We start from the raw sequence: 17217 nt of genomic DNA on the forward strand, positions 1-17217 counted from the left end.
ACGCGGCGCGCGGGACCGGCACGCGGCGCGCGGGACCGGCACGCGGCGCGCGGGACCGGCACGCCGGGGCCAGGCCATGTGGGCCGCGCCTGGGACGGGAGGGCGGGGCCGCCCGGAAGTCCTGGACCGGGTCCCGAGGCCCGGAGCCGCGCGTACCCGCGAGCACGCACCCCGCACGGCAAGGCGCACGGCTCCCCTCAGCCCGCCTCCGACGTGGTCCGGGAGCGCTCCCTTCTCCGTACGGCGTCCGCCGGGGTGCGCGGCGCCGAGGCCGAGGCGTCGGCCCGGGGCGCGGGTGACGGGCGGCTGCCGCCGCGGGCCAGGAAGTCGGCCAGGGGAAGCGTCGCCGCGCCGACCGTGACCGCGTCGGGCCCGAGGCGGCCCATCTCGATGGTGGTGCGGGCCGCCGCGTGCTTCAGCGCGTACTCCTGGGCGTACCTGCGGATGTCCGGCAGCAGATGGGGGCCGATCAGCAGCCCCGCCCAGCCGCCGAGCAGGATGCGCTCGGGCAGGAAGAGGTTGATCAGGTCGCCCAGCGCCGCGCCCAGGCACTCGGCCGTCTCGTCCAGCAGCGCGACCGCCACGGGGTCGGGTTCACCCCCGACGTCCGGGTAGGCGGCGGCGAGCAGCGCGGCGAGCGCGGTCTCGTCGTCGGCGTCGGCGGGCAGCGGGCCGCCCGCCTCGTGCCAGCGCTCGCGCATCGCCTCGGCGCCCGCGTACGCCTCCAGGCAGCCGATCGATCCGCAGCGGCAGCGCCGGCCGCGCAGCTGCACCGTGCTGTGGCCCCACTCCAGGGCCTGGCTGCTGCGGTCCTCGTCGAGGAGGTCGCCGTGGTTCACGCAGGCGCCGACGCCGGAGCCGATGAGCGCGATGGCCGAGGCGCCCGCGCCACGCCCGCCGCCGAACCACATCTCGGCCTGCCCGAGCGTCTTGGCTCCGTTGTCGATGAAGAACGGGACCTCGGGCGGGACCCGCACGGCGCCCCGGAGCAGCTGCTCGAAGGGCACGGCGCTCCAGTCGATGGTCTGCCCGTGCACGACGGAGCCCACGTCGCCGATGACGCCGTCCGGCGCGTCGCGCTCGATGATGCCGGGGACGCCGATCCCGATGCCGAGCAGCCGGTGCGGGTCGGCGCCGGCGTCCCGCAGCACGTCGGCGACGCCGCTGCGGACATGGCCGACGATGCGGGCGACGTCGTAGCCGTGCTGGGCGAGCAGCCGCTCGGTACGGGCGAGTTCGGTCAGGGAGAGGTCGAAGAGCTCCACCCTGATCCGGGTCTCACCGATGTCGATGCCGATGAGGAGACCGCCGCCGGGGGCGACACGCAGCAAGGTGCGCGGGCGGCCGCCGTCGGAATCGACGACACCGGCCTCCTCCAGGAGGCTCTCGGCGGCGAGTTCCGCAACGACGTTGCTGATGGAACCCGAGCTCAGCCCGGTGGCGGGACCCAGCTCCTGGCGGCTCAGCGGGCCGTCGAAATACAACCGTTGCAATACCCTCGCCCGGTTGCCCCGTCGCAGGTCACGCACGGTCCGTCTGTTGCGCTCAGCCATGTGGCTCCTTCCCTGCCCGCAACATACCGCGACCCCGGGACTTGACGCGACCTTCTCTCACCTCTTAAATCACGTCATAAATTAAGCCCTGAAGGTCGCCCGGCTCCCGGACCGGCCTTCTCCCCCGGAAAGGGGCCACCCAGCATGCGCAACATCAGAGCCGCGGCAGCCGTCACCCTCGCGATCTCCATAGCCGCCGGAGTCACCGGCTGCGGAGGGGGTTCCACGAGCGGCGGCAGCAACGATTCGCCGAAGACCCTCACGTACTGGGCCTCCAACCAGGGCCCCAGCATCGAGGCCGACAAGAAGATCCTGGCGCCCGAGCTGAAGAAGTTCGAGGAGCAGACGGGTATCAAGGTCAAGCTGGAGGTCGTGCCGTGGGCCGACCTGCTCAACCGGATCCTCGCCGCCACCACGTCCGGTCAGGGCCCGGACGTGCTGAACATCGGCAACACCTGGTCGGCCTCGCTCCAGGCGACGGGCGCGCTGCTCCCCTGGAGCAAGGAGAACTTCGACGCGATCGGCGGCCGTGACCGCTTCGTCGACTCGGCGGTGGCCTCGGCCGGCGCGGAGGGCCAGGACCCCGCCGCGGTGCCGCTGTACTCGCTCGCGTACGCCCTCTACTACAACAAGAAGAGCTTCGCCGAGGCCGGCATCGAAAAGCCCCCGGCCACCTGGGACGAGCTGGTCGCGGACGGCAAGAAGCTGTCCAAGGACGGCAAGTGGGGGCTCGGTGCCGAGGGCGCCAACCTCTCCAACAACATCCACCAGACCTTCGTCCTGGGCCAGCAGCACGGCGCGGACTTCTTCGACGGCGACGGCAAGCCGACCTTCACATCGGACGGCGCGGTCGCGGCCGTGAAGCAGTACATCGACTTCATGGCCAAGGACAAGATCATCGCTCCGGGCAACGCGGAGTACGCCCAGAACCAGTCCCTCACGGACTTCGCCAAGGGCAAGACCGCGATGGTGCTGTGGCAGGCCGCCGCCTCCACCTTCGCCTCCCAGGGCATGAAGCCCGAGGACTGGGGAGCGGCCCCCGTCCCCGTCGCCTCCGGCACGCCCGGCGAGGGCAAGAACGTCAACTCCATGGTCGCCGGCATCAACATGGCGGTGTTCAAGAACACCAAGAACATCGACGGCGCCAAGAAGTTCGTGAAGTTCATGACGAGCGACGCCGAGCAGAAGCTGCTCAACAAGACCTACGGGTCGATCCCGCCGGTCAAGACCGCCCAGGCGGACGAGGCGTTCTCGGCGCCCGACCTCGCGGTCCTGCGCGACACGCTGGCCAAGAGCGCGGCCCCGCTGCCGCAGGTGCCGAACGAGTCGCAGTTCGAGACGGCCGTCGGTACGGCGGTCAAGGAGCTGTGGGCCGACGCCGCGGCAGGACGCCCCGTGACCACCGAATCCGTCAAGGCGCGCCTGGAAAAGGCCCAGCAGACGATGCAGCAGTAAGGCACCCTTCATGACCGCCACCGTGACCACCGACAGCCTGACGGAAAAGTCGGACAGGGTGACGAGCCGGGGCAGCGGGGGTGCGCGCAGGAGACTGCCGCGCATCCCCGACCGGATCCGCCAGGGCGGACTGCCCTATCTCCTGCTCCTGCCGGCCGTCCTGCTCGAACTCCTCGTCCACGTGATTCCGATGATCATCGGAATCGTGATGAGCTTCCGCCAGTTCACGCAGTTCTACATCAACAACTGGGGCGGGGCGCCCTGGAGCGGCTTCGACAACTACAAGATCGCCGTCGACTTCAACGCCCCGATCGGCGAGGCACTGCTCCACTCGTTCCTCGTCACTTGCGTCTTCACGTTCTTCGCCGTCGGCCTGGCGTGGCTGTTCGGGGTCGCGGCGGCGATCATGCTCCAGGAGAACTTCCGCGGCAGGGGCTTCCTGCGGGCGATCTTCCTCGTCCCGTACGCCCTGCCGGTCTACGCGGCCGTCATCACCTGGGCCTTCATGTTCCAGCGGGACAACGGCCTGATCAACCACGTGCTGCACGACCAGCTCGGCATCACCGACCAGCCGTCGTTCTGGCTGATCGGCGACAACAGCATCTACGCGCTGATCATCGTCTCGGTCTGGAAGGGCTGGCCCTTCGCCTTCCTGATCGTGATGGCGGGGCTCCAGAACATCCCGCGCGAGCTGTACGAGGCCGCCTCGATCGACGGCGCCGGCATCTGGCAGCAGATCCGCAAGATCACGCTGCCTTCGCTGCGCCCGGTCAACCAGGTGCTGGTGCTGGTGCTGTTCCTCTGGACGTTCAACGACTTCAACACGCCGTACGTGCTGTTCGGGAAGGCCGCCCCGGAGAACGCGGACCTCATCTCGATCCACATCTACCAGTCCTCGTTCGTCACCTGGAACTTCGGCACCGGCTCCGCGATGTCCGTGCTCCTGCTGCTGTTCCTGCTCGTCGTGACGGCCGTCTACCTGCTCATCACCTCACGCGGAAGGAAGGGTGCCGATGCCTAGCCATGCCCAGCCGTCCGCGCTGCCGGCGAAGACGGGAGGGCGTTCGCGCCCCCGTTCCCCGATGGCCGCGCCGCAGTCCTTCCTCTGGACCCGCCGCGTCATCCTGACGTTCCTGGCCGTGTTCGCCCTGCTGCCCGTCTATGTGATGGTCAGCAGCTCGCTCAAGCCGCTCCAGGACGTCTCTGGGAAGTTCCACTGGATACCCTCAGGGCTGACCATCAAGCCCTACTTCGACATCTGGGACACCGTCCCGCTCGCCCGGTACTTCGTGAACTCGCTGATCGTGGCGGGTACGGCGACGGTCCTCTCGGTGATCATCGCGGTGTTCTCGGCCTACGCGGTCAGCCGCTACAAGTTCCGCGGCAAGCGGGTCTTCACCGTCACGGTGCTCTCCACGCAGATGTTCCCGGGCATCCTCTTCCTGCTCCCGCTGTTCCTCATCTTCGTCAACATCGGCAACAGCACGGGCATCGCCCTGTACGGCTCGCGCGGCGGGCTGATCCTCACCTATCTGACGTTCTCGCTGCCGTTCTCCATCTGGATGCTGATCGGCTACTTCGACTCGATCCCCCGGGACCTGGACGAGGCAGCCCTCGTCGACGGCTGCGGGCCGATCGGCGCCCTGTTCCGGGTCGTCGTGCCGGCCGCGGTGCCCGGCATCGTCGCCGTCGCGGTGTACGCGTTCATGACGGCCTGGGGCGAAGTGCTCTTCGCCTCCGTCATGACCAACGACACCACCCGCACGCTGGCCGTCGGCCTCCAGGGCTACGCCACACAGAACGACGTCTACTGGAACCAGGTCATGGCCGCCTCCCTCGTCGTCAGCGTCCCGATCGTCGCCGGCTTCCTGCTCCTGCAGCGCTATCTGGTCGCCGGCCTCACCGCGGGAGCCGTCAAGTGACCGCCAAGGAAAGGAAGTCCGTGAACGACCTCAGCGCCCTCCCGGCCGACTTCACCTGGGGCGTCGCCACAGCCGCGTACCAGATCGAGGGAGCCGTGGCCGAGGACGGCCGCGCCCCCTCCATCTGGGACACGTTCTCCCACACTCCGGGCAAGGTGGCCGGCGGCGACACCGGTGACGTGGCCTGCGACCACTACCACCGGGTGCCGGAGGACATCGGCCTGATCAAGGAGGTCGGCGCGAACGCGTACCGCTTCTCGCTCGCCTGGCCGCGGATCGTGCCCGGCGGCGACGGGCCGGTCAACGCGGCCGGCCTCGACTTCTACGACCGGCTGGTCGACGGCCTCCTGGACGCCGGGATCACCCCGTTCGCCACGCTCTACCACTGGGACCTCCCGCAGGCCCTCCAGGACCGGGGCGGCTGGACCGTACGGGAGACCGCGGAGCACTTCGCCGCGTACACCTCGGTGGTCGTGGAACGGCTCGGCGACCGGGTCAAGGACTGGGCGACCCTGAACGAGCCCCTCTGCTCGGCCTGGATCGGCCATCTGGAGGGCACGATGGCGCCGGGTCTCACCGACCTGACCGCCGCCGTGCGGGCCTCCTACCACCTGCACCTCGGGCACGGCCTCGCCGTCCGGGCGATCCGGAGCCTGACCCCCGACGCCCGCGTCGGCATCGTCAACAACCTGAGCCCGGTGGAGGCGGCCACCGACCGCGAGGCCGACCGGGCGGCCGCGGTGCGCGGCGACGGACACATCAACCGCTGGTGGCTCGACCCGATCCTGGGACGCGGCTACCCGCAGGACATGGTCGACCTGTACGGGGTCGAACTCCCCGTGCGGGACGGCGACATGGAGCTGATCTCGGCGCCGCTGGACTGGCTGGGCGTGAACTACTACTTCCGCCAGGTCGTCACCGCCGACCCGGCCGGTCCCGTCCCGCACGCCAAGCAGGTCTACCTGCCCGGCTCCCGCCACACCCACATGGACTGGGAGGTGCACGCCCAGGGCCTGGAGCAGCTGCTCCTGCGCCTGACCGAGGAGTACGGCGTCGAGCGCGTGTACGTCACCGAGAACGGCTCGGCCTACCAGGACGTCGTACTCGCCGACGGCTCGGTGCACGACCCCGAGCGGACCCAGTACCTGGAGGAACACCTCGCGGCCTGCGCCCGCGCCGTCCGCAAGGGCGCCCCGCTGGCCGGTTACTTCGCCTGGTCCCTCCTGGACAACTTCGAGTGGGCGTACGGCTACGACAAGCGGTTCGGCCTGGTCCACGTCGACTACGCGACCCAGCGCCGCACGGTCAAGAGCAGCGGCCGGCGCTACGCCGAACTGATCCGCGAAGCGGCGGCCGACCGCGACGGCAAGGCCGCCTGACCCGGCGCCCTGCCCCCAGCAGCCTCCGGCCGCGGCGGACTACCGTCGCCGCCGGAGGTTTCGCGCCGTGTACTCACTGTCCGCCGGTCGCCGACGCCCAGTTCGTCAGAAGGAAGTGCAGCCCCTCCACCGCATGCTCCCAGGAGGTCTGCACGGGCCGCGGCGCCTCGAAGCCGCCGTCGGCCTCCAGGGCGGTGAACCCGTGGAAGGTGCTGCGCAGCAGCCGTACCGCGTCGGTGAGGGCGGGTTCGGTCAGACCGTACGCGCGCAGCATCGCCGACGTGGTGCGCAGGGTGCGGTGGTACGCGGGTGCCTCGGCGACGATCGCCGGGTCGACCCGCATCTGCGTGGCCTCGTACCGGCCGGGGCACTCCAGCGCGAAGGTGCGGTAGGCGTCGGCGAACGCGATCAGCGCGTCCTTTCCGGCCCGGCCGGCCACCGCCGCCTCGATCCGGTCGATGAACTCCTCGGCGGCCAGCAGCGCGACCCGGGTCCGCAGGTCGTTCAGGTTCTTGACGTGGGAGTAGAGGCTGGCGTCCTTGACGCCGAAGCCGCGGGCCAGCGCCGAGATGGTGACCTTGTCGAAGCCGGCCGAGTCGGCCAGGTCGGCCGCAGCCGCCACGACCCGCTCGGTGGTGAGCCCCGCGCGAACCATCCCCACCCCCGCCGTCGCATTTCCTAGGACCCTTAGCTTTCCCGAATATACACAGGAGCCCGCAGTGGTCACGGATCACCGTGACCACTGCGGGCTTCCGTACCGTGCCGACAGCGGGGAGTGGGCCGGCACGGTGGTCCGGAGCAGCCGGGAGAGCGCTCTCCCATGTGCGTTGTCAGTGTTGCGCCGCTGTCGACGGAGTGTCAAGAGTTGGCGTGGAACGGCCTTGCTCAGACGTGCACCGGGAAGGACGCCTGGTGGGCCAGCCGCGGTTCGGCACCGTCACCGGTCCCGCCGAGCGACAGGCTAGGGCCGCGGGCGCCCGGCCCCGCCGGTCCAGCCCGGTTCCAGGGGGGCCGCTACCGTCCGCCCGTTGAACAGGCCGTCCCCCGCCCCCGTATCCATACTGGACAACGCCGGCTGCCGCAGCCCCGGCTCCCGGCTTCCCCCTACCGCAGGAGCAGACAGATGAGCGCAACGGCGCAGATCGGCGTCACCGGGCTCGCGGTGATGGGCCGCAACCTGGCTCGCAACTTCGCCCGCAACGGCTTCACGGTCGCCGTGCACAACCGCACGGAGAGCAGGACCGACGCCCTGGTCGAGGAATTCGGCGGCGAGGGTTCCTTCGTCGCCGCGCACAGTCCCGAGGAGTTCGTCCGGTCCCTGGAGCGGCCACGCCGCCTGGTCGTCATGGTGAAGGCGGGCGAGCCGACGGACGCGGTCATCCAGGAGTTCGCCGCGCTGCTCGACGAGGGCGACGTCATCATCGACGGCGGCAACGCCCACTTCGAGGACACCCGGCGCCGGGAGAAGGAGCTGCGCGAGCGCGGCATCCACTTCGTGGGCGCGGGCATCTCCGGCGGTGAGGAGGGCGCGCTGAACGGCCCGAGCATCATGCCGGGCGGCTCCTCCGAGTCGTACGAGTCGCTGGGCCCGATGCTGGAGAGGATCGCGGCGAAGGCCGAGGACGGCACGCCCTGCACGGCGCACATCGGACCGGACGGCGCCGGCCACTTCGTCAAGATGGTGCACAACGGCATCGAGTACGCCGACATGCAGCTGATCGCCGAGGCGTACGACCTGCTGCGCACGGTGGCCGGCTACTCCCCGGCGAGGATCGCCGAGACGTTCCGCGGCTGGAACACCGGCCGCCTCGACTCGTATCTGATCGAGATCACGGCCGAGGTGCTGGCCCACACCGACGCGGCCACCGGCAGGCCGTTCGTGGACATCGTGCAGGACCGGGCGGAGCAGAAGGGCACCGGACGCTGGACGGTGCAGATCGCCCTCGATCTGGGTGTGCCCGTCTCCGGCATCGCGGAGGCGGTCTTCGCCCGTTCGCTGTCCGGGCACAGCGATCTGCGCGAGGCGGCACGGGGTCTCGCGGGTCCCACGGCCACCCCGCTCGGCGAGCGTGAGGCCGCTGCCTTCGCCGACCGGGTCGAGCAGGCGCTGTACGCGTCCAAGATCGTCTCGTACACGCAGGGGTTCCACCAGATCCGGGCGGGCAGCGAGGCGTACGGCTGGAACATCGATCTGGGCTCGGTGGCCTCGATCTGGCGGGCCGGCTGCATCATCCGGGCGGCGTTCCTCGACCGCATCCGCGCGGCCTACGACGCACAGCCGGGGCTGCTGAGCCTGCTGTCCGACGAGCAGTTCGCCGAGGAGATCGGCGCGGCGCAGGACGACTGGCGCTCGGTGGTGGCCGAGGCGGTGCGGCAGGGGGTGCCGACCCCCGGGTTCGCCGCGGCGCTCTCGTACTACGACGGTCTGCGCGCCGACCGGCTGCCGGCGGCGCTCACCCAGGGGCAGCGGGACTTCTTCGGCGCGCACACCTACCGGCGGACCGACCGCGAGGGCTCCTTCCACACCCTCTGGGGCGGGGACAGGACTGAGGTCGAGGCCGGCTGAGCGGGGGCGCCCGGGGCTCTGCGGCGGTCCCTCAGCGCAGTCGCTTGAGCAGTTCACCGGCGAGCGGACCGGCCGATGCGGGGTTCTGGCCGGTGACCAGGTTGCGGTCCACGACCACGTGCGGGGCCCACGGCTCGCCCTCCTGGAAATCGGCCCCGATCTCCACGAGGCGGTCCTGGAGCAGCCACTTGGCCCTGTCGGCGAATCCCGCCTGGCTCTCCTCAGCGTTGGTGAAGCCGGTGAGCCGGTATCCGGCGAAGGTGTGGCCGCCGCCGTCGTCGGTTGCGGCGAGCACGGCGGCCGGGGCGTGGCAGACGATGCCCAGGGGCATGCCCGACTCCAGGGCCCGGTTCAGCAGCCGGCCGGAGTCGGCGTTCACCGCCAGGTCCTCCATGGGGCCGTGTCCGCCGGGGTAGAACACCGCCGCGTAATCCGCGGGGTCGATGTCCTCCACCCTGAGCGGGTGTTCGAGTTCGGTCATGCCGGCGACGGCCGCGGCCATCCGGTCGGCGTTCTCCTGGCCGTCGTTGAACTCGGGAGCAAGGCTGCCCCGGTCGACAGTGGGCACCACGCCGCCGGGGGTGGCGACGACGATCTCGTGCCCCGCCGCTTCGAACGCCTCGTAGGGGGCGACGATCTCCTCCGCCCAGAAGCCGGTCGGATGTTCGGTCCCGTCGGCGAGCGTCCAATGGTCGGCGCCGGTCACAACGAACAGAATCTTTGCCACGTCACGTCTTCCGCAGAGCCGGGGCGTCACCGCCCGGGAGGGTTTCGCGTGACGGCGATCCGGAAAGGGGGCGCCGTCACGCCGGGAGGCAGACCGTACGGCCGCTGCCGTGCGAGGCATACGCGGGCCGCCGCGTGGGAACGGCGGTGCATCCCATGGGATGACGGTGATGAAGCAGACGGCGGTCCCCGGCCCCGCCGACGCCTTCCCGGGCCGGGCGGGGTGAAACCGCGTCATCCCCCGGCGGCCCCGGTGCGGGAGTCACCGCCGTCGGGACGGGTACGGTGGTGATCGCGCCGCCGCACCAGCGCACCGCCCGGCCCGGTGGAGCCCCGGCGCTTCCCCTTCCGGGGGCCGGCCGCCCGGAAGGACGAGGGGTGGCCGTCCGGCACGACGCGCCGGACCGGCCCGACGGGCATCGGAGGTCTCGTGGCACTCGACATCAACGAACCGTTCGGCCAGAACTGGACGCACGCGGCGCAGTTCGGCATCGCGTTCGGCCTGTCGTGTGCGATCGGTATCGAGCGTGAGATCCGCCAGAAGGCGGCAGGACTGCGCACGTACACGATCGTCGGCCTCGGCGCCGCGCTCTTCACACTGGTCAGCAAATTCGGCTTCTCCGACGTCGTGGTCACAGGGCAGGTCGAGCTGGATCCGTCCCGGGTCGCGGCGCAGATCGTCTCCGGGCTCGGGTTCATCGGCGGCGGCGTCATCTTCGTCCACCGCGGCTCGGTACGCGGCCTGACCACGGCGGCCTCGATCTGGCTCACCGCCGCCGTGGGCTGCGCGGCCGGGGCGGGGCTGCCCGTCCTCGCGACGCTGGCCACCCTCGCGTACTTCCTGGTGTCCTACGGCGTCCGTCCCCTCGCCCACCGGCTCCCCGCCCTGCGCAATGCCTCGATCGGCTACCGGATCACCTATACCGAGGGCGTCGGCGCGCTGCGGGAACTCGTCAACCACTGCACGGAGACCGGGTTCGCCGTCTCGGAGCTGACCACGCTCTCCGCCGACGGCTCGGGCATGTTCCGGCGCCGCCGCTCGCAGCCGGACGCCGAGCGGACCGTCGAAGTCGCGCTGAGCGTGCAGGGACGCGGCGACCTGGACGCCCTGACGGCACGGCTGGCGGGCACGGCGGGGGTCCTGGCGTGCAGCCGCAGCGACCTCGCCGACGAGTGAGCGTGGACGGGCGGCGCGAGGGCCGCTCCCGCCTGCCCGTGCGCTCGTATGCTCGGCTGCCATGACGAGACGTACGCCCGCCCCGGCGCAGCCGTCCGTCGCGCTGCGCGAGATCCTCGCCTTCGACGACGGCGGGAGCCTGCGGCTGCTGCTGGCACCGGCCGGGCACGACGTCGGTGTACGGGGTGTGGCCGTGGGCGACGAGGGCCCGGCCCTGCCGCTCGACGGCTGCCTGGTACTGCTGACCGGCCCGCCCTCCGCCTCCCCCGGTGCCGCCGACCCGGTACGGGCGGCGGCCGACCGCGGCGCGTCCGGTGTGGTGCTGCGGGAGGTGGAAGGGGTGGCCGCCGCTCCGCAGGTGCTCGCCGCGGCCGAGGAGGCGGGGGTCGCCCTGCTGACCCGCGCGGAGTGGGCCGACTGGACGGACACCGCGGCGCTGCTGCGGTCCGCGCTGGCCTGCGCGCGGGCGGGCCGGGGCGACGAGGTCCCGGGGCCGGCGGCCGGCGGCGCGGAGAGCCTGTCCGAAATCGCCGCGGCCGTGGCCGAGTACACCGGCGGTTCGATCACCATCGAGGACACCCGGCTGCGGGTGCTGGCCCACTCCGCCACCGGGCCGGACGCCGACGTGCTGCGCCGGTCCACCATCCTGGGCGGCCGGGTGCCGGACTGGCGGGTCGCGGAGCTGCGCCGCAGCGGCATGCTCCGGGCGCTGTGGACGTCCCGGGACGTGATCCACCGCGCGGCCGACGCGGAGGGACCCGAGCGCCTGATCATCGCGGTCCGCAGCGGCCCCGAAGTGCTCGGCTCGATCTGGGTGGCGGGTGACGGGCGCCCCCTGCGCGCGGGCGCGGCGGACGCCCTGCGCCGGGCCGCCGATGTCGCCGCTCCCCTGCTGGTACGGCACCGGCTGCGCGAGAGCGGGGCAGCCCGCCGCAGCGAACTCGCGCTGCGCGGCCTGCTGTACGGGGACGGCGACGCCCGCACCCATGCCTGGTCGCTCGGCCTGTCCCCCGACGCGGCGTGCGCGGTCGTGGTCGCCGAGCGCCGCGCCGCCGCACCGGCCCCGGGCGACCGCACCCTCGACGCGCTCGCGCTCCAGGCGGTCGCCTACCGGCCGTCGGTCCGGGTGCTGCGCGACGGTGAGCGGCTGCTGGTGCTGCTGCCCGTGGAGGCCGGGCCGGAGCGCGGCGCCCTCGCGCTGGCCCGGGAGCTGGCGGTCTCGGCCGCGCCCGGGGGCGCCGGGGTACTGGCGGGTGCCGGTCCGGTGGCCTCCGGCGCCCCCGGGGTGCGGGCCTCGTGCGAGGAGGCGCTGCTGATCGTGCGGGTGCTGCGCGAGCGGGCGGGCGCGGAGACGGAGGCCGACAGCACGCGGGCCGGCAAGCCCTACGCGGATGCCGCGGGCGTGGGTCCTTCGCTGGACGTCGCCCGTGTCCTGGACGCCGCCCGCCCGGTCTGGGAGGCGGGGAACGGTCCCGTGCACGACCTCGTGCGCGCCGATCTGGCGGCGGGCGGTGAGCTGGTCCGTTCACTGGCGGCCTACCTCGACGCGTCGGGCGACGTCGCCCGCGCGGCGGCCCGGCTGGTCGTCCACCCGAACACGCTGCGCTACCGGCTGCGGCGCGCCCGGGAGCGGTTCGGCGTGGACCTGGACGACCCCGACACCCGGCTGCTGGTGACCCTCGCCGTCCGTCTCAGCGGGTAGGTTGCCGTCTGTTCGCGCGGCTGCGGCGGGCGGGCCGCGTCCGTCGTCCCGTACGGCTCCCGACCACCGGGGCCATTGGTTTCCCGGCCAAGGCCGTGCTTCATTGTTGGCCGCCTGGACAGAGACCTGGGGGCACCCATCAACGAATCTGGCTCCATGAGCCCCTCATCGTCGCCTTCCTCCCTGTCCCCCTCCGCCTCCACCTCCGTCCCGCCGGCGCCGGCCTCGTCCGCGCGTGTCGCGGCAGCGGTCCGCCACGCCGTGGCCACCGGGCTGCTCGGCGAGTCCAGCCCGGTCGCCGGCTTCATCGACACGGACGGCGTGCGCGCGTCGGTCGCCGCCCTGCACGAGGCGTTCCCCGGGGTGCCGTCCGTGCTGCACACCTTCGCCGCGAAGGCCTCCTCGCTGGTGCCCGTGCTGCGGCTGCTCGCCCGGTGCGGGATGGGCTGCGAGGTCGCGAGCCCGGGTGAGCTGAGGCTCGCGCTGGACGCCGGGTTCGCTCCGTCGAAGATCGTGCTGGACTCCCCCGCCAAGACACGGGACGAGATCCGCCGCGCCCTGGCGGTCGGTGTGGCGGTCAACGCCGACAACCTCGACGAGGTGGACCGGATCGCGTCGCTGCGCCCGTCCGACGCGGTGTCCGCCATCGGCCTGCGGGTCAACCCGCAGGTCGGCGGCGGCTCCATCGGCGCGATGAGCACGGCGACGGCCACGTCGAAGTTCGGCGTGGCGCTGCGCGACCCCGGCGCGCGCGAGCGGGTCGTGAAGGCGTTCGCCGCGCACCCGTGGCTGACCCGCCTGCACGCGCACGTCGGTTCGCAGGGCTGCTCCCTGGAGCTGATCACGGCCGGGATCGCCGAGACGTACCGGCTGGCCGAGGAGATCAACACCGCGCTCGGCCGCCGGCAGATCACCGGGCTCGACATCGGCGGCGGGCTCCCGGTCAACTTCGCCGACGACGAGGTCCGCCCCAGCTTCGCCGCGTACGCGACGGCGCTGCGTGCGGCGGTGCCCGGCCTCTTCGACGGCCGGTACGAACTGGTCACCGAGTTCGGCCGCTCGCTCCTCGCGAAGAACGGGTTCATCGGGGCGCTGGTCGAGTACACGAAGGACGCGGGCGGTCGCCGCATAGCGCTCACCCACGCGGGCGCCCAGACCGCCACGCGTACCGTCTTCATGCCGGAGGCGTGGCCGCTGCGGGTCGGCGCCTTCGACGCCGAGGGACGGCCCAAGGACGGGCCCGCGCTGGTCCAGGACGTCGCCGGCCCGTGCTGCTTCGCCGGGGACGTCGTCGCGCACGCCAGGGAACTGCCCGAACTGCGGGCCGGGGACTATGTGGTGCTGTACGACACGGGCGCGTACTACTTCTCCACGCCGTGGTCGTACAACAGCCTGCCGCGCCCGGCGGTGTACGGGTTCGACGTGGCGGAACGGGCCGGGCAGGAGGAGCCCGCGGTCCGCTTCGCGCCCGTGCGCGACGCCCAGACGCTCGACTCGGTCTCCGCCGAGAGCGGCCTCGCACACGCGGACGCGCTGCTCGCCCTGCACGGCTGAGGCGGGCCGCGCCGACCCGGGAGGACACGACCGAAGGCGGGCCGGGGAACGGACAGAATTTAGTAGCCATGTACATAGTAGCTATGTACGGTATCCCTCATGAGCAACGCGATCGAAGGCGCGACGCCGGGTTTCCTGGTCTGGCGCCTGTCCATGAAATGGCGAGTGGCACTCGACCGGGCGCTGGCTCCGGTGGGCCTGACCCACGCGCAGTACTCGCTGGTGGCGTCCCTGCTGGGGATGGAGCGGGCGGGGCTGCGGCCGAGTCAGCGCGCACTCGCCGAGCACACCGGACTCGAAGCGCTCTACGTCTCGAAACTGGCCCGCGGCCTGGCGGCCGCGGGGCTCGTCGAGCGCGCCGCCGACCCCTCGGACAGCAGGGCGGTCCAGCTGTCGCTGACCGAGGAGGGTCGCGCGGCGGCGAGCCGCGCGGTCGAGGTGGTGCGGCAGCTGATCGATGAGCTGCTGGCACCCCTCGGCGGGCTCGGCGGACCGGCCACCGAGGCGTTCACCCGGACACTGACGGCACTGCTCGACGTGCCCGTTCCCGCCGTCACCAGTTCTCCCGAGGAGTGACCATGGCTACCGCACCCCCTGTCAACGGCCAGATCATCGGCATGGCGCACTACGCCACCCGGGCCGTCCTTGAACGGCTGCTCGCGACCACCGGCACCACCTTCCACCAGTCCGTCGCGCTGACCGCAACCGCCGACAGGGGCGGGACCGTCGAGCGCCGGCAGCTGGTCGAGCGCATGACCGGGGCGGTGAAGCTGGACGTGGCCGTGGTGGAACGGACCCTGTCGGAGCTGACGTCGGCCGGACTGCTGGAGGAGCGGCCCGGCGAGCGCCCCCTGCTGGCCCTGACCGCCGAGGGCGAGGCGCTGGAGCGTTCACACCGCGCAGGCGTCGCCGCGGTCACGGCCACGCTGTACGGGGACCTGCCGGCCGAGGACCTGGCAGCGGCGGGCCGGGTACTGACCGAGGTGACCGCGCGGGCGAACGCGGTGCTGGCCACGGGCTGACCGCTCCCGGGCCGTGTCCGGAAAATCCCGTCGTACGCTCGAAGAACGCGACCCGGCGGCTCAGCCGACCGGTGACGGCTCCGGCTCGGGCGGCGGCACCGGCTCGGGGTCCGGCGCCGGCGGCTGCGGGATCGGGTCGGGCGCGGGCCCCGGCGGGGTGGGCGAGGGCGGGGTGGGCGCGGGTCCCGGCGGGGTCGGCGTCGGCTCGGGCAGCGGCTGCGGCGGTCCCGGAATCGGCCCGGGGGTGGGTGCCGGCGGTACGGGGTCGGGGAACGGATGAGTCATCTCGGGCCTCCGAACGGTCGGGGGTGGCTCTCTTCCACCGTCTCCCGGAGCGGCTTCCCGCGCCCGGCGAGCCCATACGTACGGACCAAGGGCGCTGCCCCGGCCGGCTCAGCGCCCGGCCGGCTCAGCGCCCGGCCGCCGCCACGGCGGCGGCCAGCCCGGGGCGCGGGCTGGACAGCACCGGGACCCGGGTCGCCGTACGGTCGGCCGCCCCGGCCATGGAGCCCTGCGCGAGCACGATCACATCGGCGTCCGTCACCGCGTCGGCCTCGGCGGCGACGAGGTCCAGGCAGCCGTCCCCGTCACCGGCCGCGAAGCGCTCCCAGGCGCCCGCCACCAGCACGGTGCGCACATCCGCCGCGGGCAGCCCGGCCCTGAGCGCCTCCTCGGCGAGCAGTGCGCGGGTCGGTGCCAGGGTGGAGGCGAGGGTGGCGAGGACGGTGACCCGCCCCGCGCGGACGGCAGTGGCCGCCATCGGCCGGTCGACGCGCAGGACCGGGGCACCCAGCGCGGGACCGGCGGACTCGGCCACGGCGCCGATGGTGGAACAGGTGCAGAGCACCGCGTCCGCCCCCGCGGCGACCGCCTCGGCGACCAGCGCCTCCACCTCGTCCGCCACCACCTCGGGGCCCAGGGCCACGGCCCGGGTGAGCAGTTCCTCGCGCACGACATGACGCAGGACGAGCCCCGGGTGGTCGGCGTCACGCAGGGCGTCGAAGACCGGGACATGGACGGGCGAGGTGTGCAGCAGCGCGAGCGTCATCGGTGACACGCCGGACCTCCGCCGTCAGTACAGCTCGGGGTGCGAGGCGAGCTGCACCTTCGCACGCTCCACCAGCCCGGCCGGCGCCTCGGGAGCCTGCTCGGGATGGCGCGAGGCCCACTTGGCGGCGTACGGGCACAGCGGAACGACGGGCACACCCTCACGGCCCGCCATGGCGTAGAACTCCGCGACCAGCGCGCCCGCGAGGCCCTTGCCCTCGTGCCCGGACTCGACGACCGTGTGCACGGCGACGAGGGCGGCGGGCTCGCCGTCCATCACGAAGTACGCGATGGTCCCGGCGACCCCGCCGTCCTCGTACGCCAGCAGCTTGCCCGCTGCCCGGTCGTCACGGATCTCGGGCCCGGTCTGCTCTGCCATGACGAGATACCCCTAGCTGGAGGAGACGCTTCAGCGCGCCGCGGGCACCGCGTGCGGGCTGCGCTCGGTCTCGCTGCCCGGCACGGGCGCGGAGGCGTCGGCGCCGAGTGCGACGATGCGGTTGTCCGCGTCGACGTGAACGATACGCGGAACGAGGGCACGCGCCTCGGCATCCTCGACCTGGGCGTAGCTGATGAGGATGACCAGATCACCCGGGTGCACGAGGTGGGCGGCGGCACCATTGATCCCGATCACCCCGGAGCCGCGCTCCCCCTCGATGACGTACGTCTCCAGGCGGGCGCCGTTGTCGATGTCCACGATGTGGACCAGCTCGCCGGGCAGCAGATCCGCGGCCTCCATGAGCTCGGCATCGACCGTGACAGACCCGACATAGTGCAGGTCGGCCTGGGTGACGGTGGCGCGGTGGATCTTGGACTTGAACATGGTTCGCAGCATCGAGGCACTCCTGGACTTAGGCTCCCTGCCTGCGTTTTTGCAGGTCAAGGGCTGGTTGACCACTCTACAACGAGTCGCGGGCACGGGCAGCGGTCCCCGGGTTCTTCAGGACTGATGCCGACCCCTTGCCGACTTTCCTGATACCTCATCAGGTGATGTCCGGAAAGCCTCCGCTCGCCGTCGTTCACCGCGACGCCCCGCAATCCTACGTAGCACCCCTCCAGGTGCCGGGGTGATCGTCGTCACCCCGTAGGCGCTACGCCGAGCCACATACGCCAG

At 72.3% G+C, this 17217-nt stretch carries 17 protein-coding genes; 10 read left to right on the forward strand and 7 right to left on the reverse strand.

All coding sequences use genetic code 11. The features are described 5' to 3' along the window. Positions 1–197 precede the first annotated feature (197 nt). Positions 198–1553 (reverse strand): ROK family transcriptional regulator, encoded by a 1356-nt coding sequence (locus tag B082_RS0113105; protein WP_026249742.1) that lies wholly within the window; start codon positions 1551–1553, stop codon positions 198–200. A 144-nt stretch (positions 1554–1697) separates the two neighbouring features. On the opposite strand from B082_RS0113105, the gene B082_RS0113110 reads away from it, so the two are divergent. The 4 genes from B082_RS0113110 to B082_RS0113125 are packed head-to-tail and all read left to right on the forward strand — an operon-like array spanning position 1698 to position 6309. Further along, positions 1698–3008, forward strand: coding sequence for an ABC transporter substrate-binding protein (locus tag B082_RS0113110; RefSeq protein ID WP_018552255.1), 1311 nt, complete (start codon positions 1698–1700; stop codon positions 3006–3008). A 10-nt stretch (positions 3009–3018) separates the two neighbouring features. Beyond that, positions 3019–4029, forward strand: coding sequence for a carbohydrate ABC transporter permease (locus B082_RS0113115; RefSeq protein ID WP_018552256.1), 1011 nt, complete (start codon positions 3019–3021; stop codon positions 4027–4029). Continuing rightward, entirely contained in the window at positions 4022–4930 is a 909-nt protein-coding gene (locus B082_RS0113120; RefSeq protein WP_078622564.1) for a carbohydrate ABC transporter permease, read from the forward strand. Before B082_RS0113115 ends, B082_RS0113120 begins: the two co-directional genes overlap by 8 nt. Before the next feature lie 20 nt (positions 4931–4950). Continuing rightward, the gene (locus B082_RS0113125; RefSeq protein ID WP_026249743.1) at positions 4951–6309 is read left to right on the forward strand and encodes a GH1 family beta-glucosidase; all 1359 of its coding nucleotides are present in this window, start codon (positions 4951–4953) and stop codon (positions 6307–6309) included. Positions 6310–6382: 73 nt separating this feature from the next. Here B082_RS0113125 and B082_RS0113130 read toward each other — a convergent pair whose 3' ends face one another. Beyond that, positions 6383–6964, reverse strand: a complete 582-nt coding sequence (locus B082_RS0113130) for a TetR/AcrR family transcriptional regulator (RefSeq protein ID WP_018552259.1) — start codon at positions 6962–6964, stop codon at positions 6383–6385. A 468-nt stretch (positions 6965–7432) separates the two neighbouring features. Between B082_RS0113130 and gndA the strand changes: the two genes are divergently transcribed. Then, a complete protein-coding gene (gene gndA / locus B082_RS0113135) occupies positions 7433–8875 on the forward strand; it encodes an NADP-dependent phosphogluconate dehydrogenase (protein ID WP_018552260.1) in 1443 nt (480 codons plus the stop codon). A gap of 31 nt (positions 8876–8906) precedes the next feature. Here gndA and B082_RS0113140 read toward each other — a convergent pair whose 3' ends face one another. Beyond that, the gene (locus B082_RS0113140) at positions 8907–9602 is read right to left on the reverse strand and encodes a type 1 glutamine amidotransferase domain-containing protein (protein ID WP_026249744.1); all 696 of its coding nucleotides are present in this window, start codon (positions 9600–9602) and stop codon (positions 8907–8909) included. A gap of 429 nt (positions 9603–10031) precedes the next feature. Here B082_RS0113140 and B082_RS0113145 point away from each other — a divergent pair, with 429 nt between their 5' ends. The 5 genes from B082_RS0113145 to B082_RS0113165 all read left to right on the forward strand — a co-directional run bounded on the left by B082_RS0113145 (position 10032) and on the right by B082_RS0113165 (position 15056). Then, a complete protein-coding gene (locus tag B082_RS0113145) occupies positions 10032–10778 on the forward strand; it encodes an MgtC/SapB family protein (RefSeq protein ID WP_018552263.1) in 747 nt (248 codons plus the stop codon). Between the two features lie 61 nt (positions 10779–10839). After that, the gene (locus B082_RS0113150) at positions 10840–12480 is read left to right on the forward strand and encodes a PucR family transcriptional regulator (protein ID WP_018552264.1); all 1641 of its coding nucleotides are present in this window, start codon (positions 10840–10842) and stop codon (positions 12478–12480) included. Between the two features lie 156 nt (positions 12481–12636). After that, positions 12637–14034, forward strand: a complete 1398-nt coding sequence (locus B082_RS0113155; protein WP_018552265.1) for a diaminopimelate decarboxylase — start codon at positions 12637–12639, stop codon at positions 14032–14034. A 99-nt stretch (positions 14035–14133) separates the two neighbouring features. Next, positions 14134–14610, forward strand: coding sequence for a MarR family winged helix-turn-helix transcriptional regulator (locus B082_RS0113160; RefSeq protein WP_018552266.1), 477 nt, complete (start codon positions 14134–14136; stop codon positions 14608–14610). Between the two features lie 2 nt (positions 14611–14612). After that, a complete protein-coding gene (locus B082_RS0113165; RefSeq protein WP_018552267.1) occupies positions 14613–15056 on the forward strand; it encodes a hypothetical protein in 444 nt (147 codons plus the stop codon). Positions 15057–15116: 60 nt separating this feature from the next. Here B082_RS0113165 and B082_RS37945 read toward each other — a convergent pair whose 3' ends face one another. The 4 genes from B082_RS37945 to panD form a co-directional block, all read right to left on the reverse strand. Beyond that, positions 15117–15341 carry a hypothetical protein gene (locus tag B082_RS37945; RefSeq protein WP_078622565.1) on the reverse strand — a complete coding sequence of 75 codons (225 nt, stop codon included), beginning with the start codon at positions 15339–15341 and terminating at the stop codon, positions 15117–15119. Positions 15342–15465: 124 nt separating this feature from the next. Continuing rightward, on the reverse strand, positions 15466–16104 hold the full coding sequence (locus B082_RS0113170) for an aspartate/glutamate racemase family protein (protein ID WP_018552268.1): 639 nt from the start codon (positions 16102–16104) through the stop codon (positions 15466–15468). A 24-nt stretch (positions 16105–16128) separates the two neighbouring features. After that, positions 16129–16482, reverse strand: coding sequence for a GNAT family N-acetyltransferase (locus tag B082_RS0113175; protein ID WP_018552269.1), 354 nt, complete (start codon positions 16480–16482; stop codon positions 16129–16131). 30 nt (positions 16483–16512) lie between these two features. Continuing rightward, positions 16513–16938: an aspartate 1-decarboxylase gene (gene panD, locus B082_RS0113180; RefSeq protein ID WP_018552270.1), complete on the reverse strand. Its 426-nt coding sequence runs from the start codon at positions 16936–16938 to the stop codon at positions 16513–16515. Positions 16939–17217 lie beyond the last annotated feature (279 nt).

Source organism: Streptomyces sp. ATexAB-D23, assembly GCF_000373645.1.
Lineage (GTDB): Bacteria > Actinomycetota > Actinomycetes > Streptomycetales > Streptomycetaceae > Streptomyces > Streptomyces castrisilvae.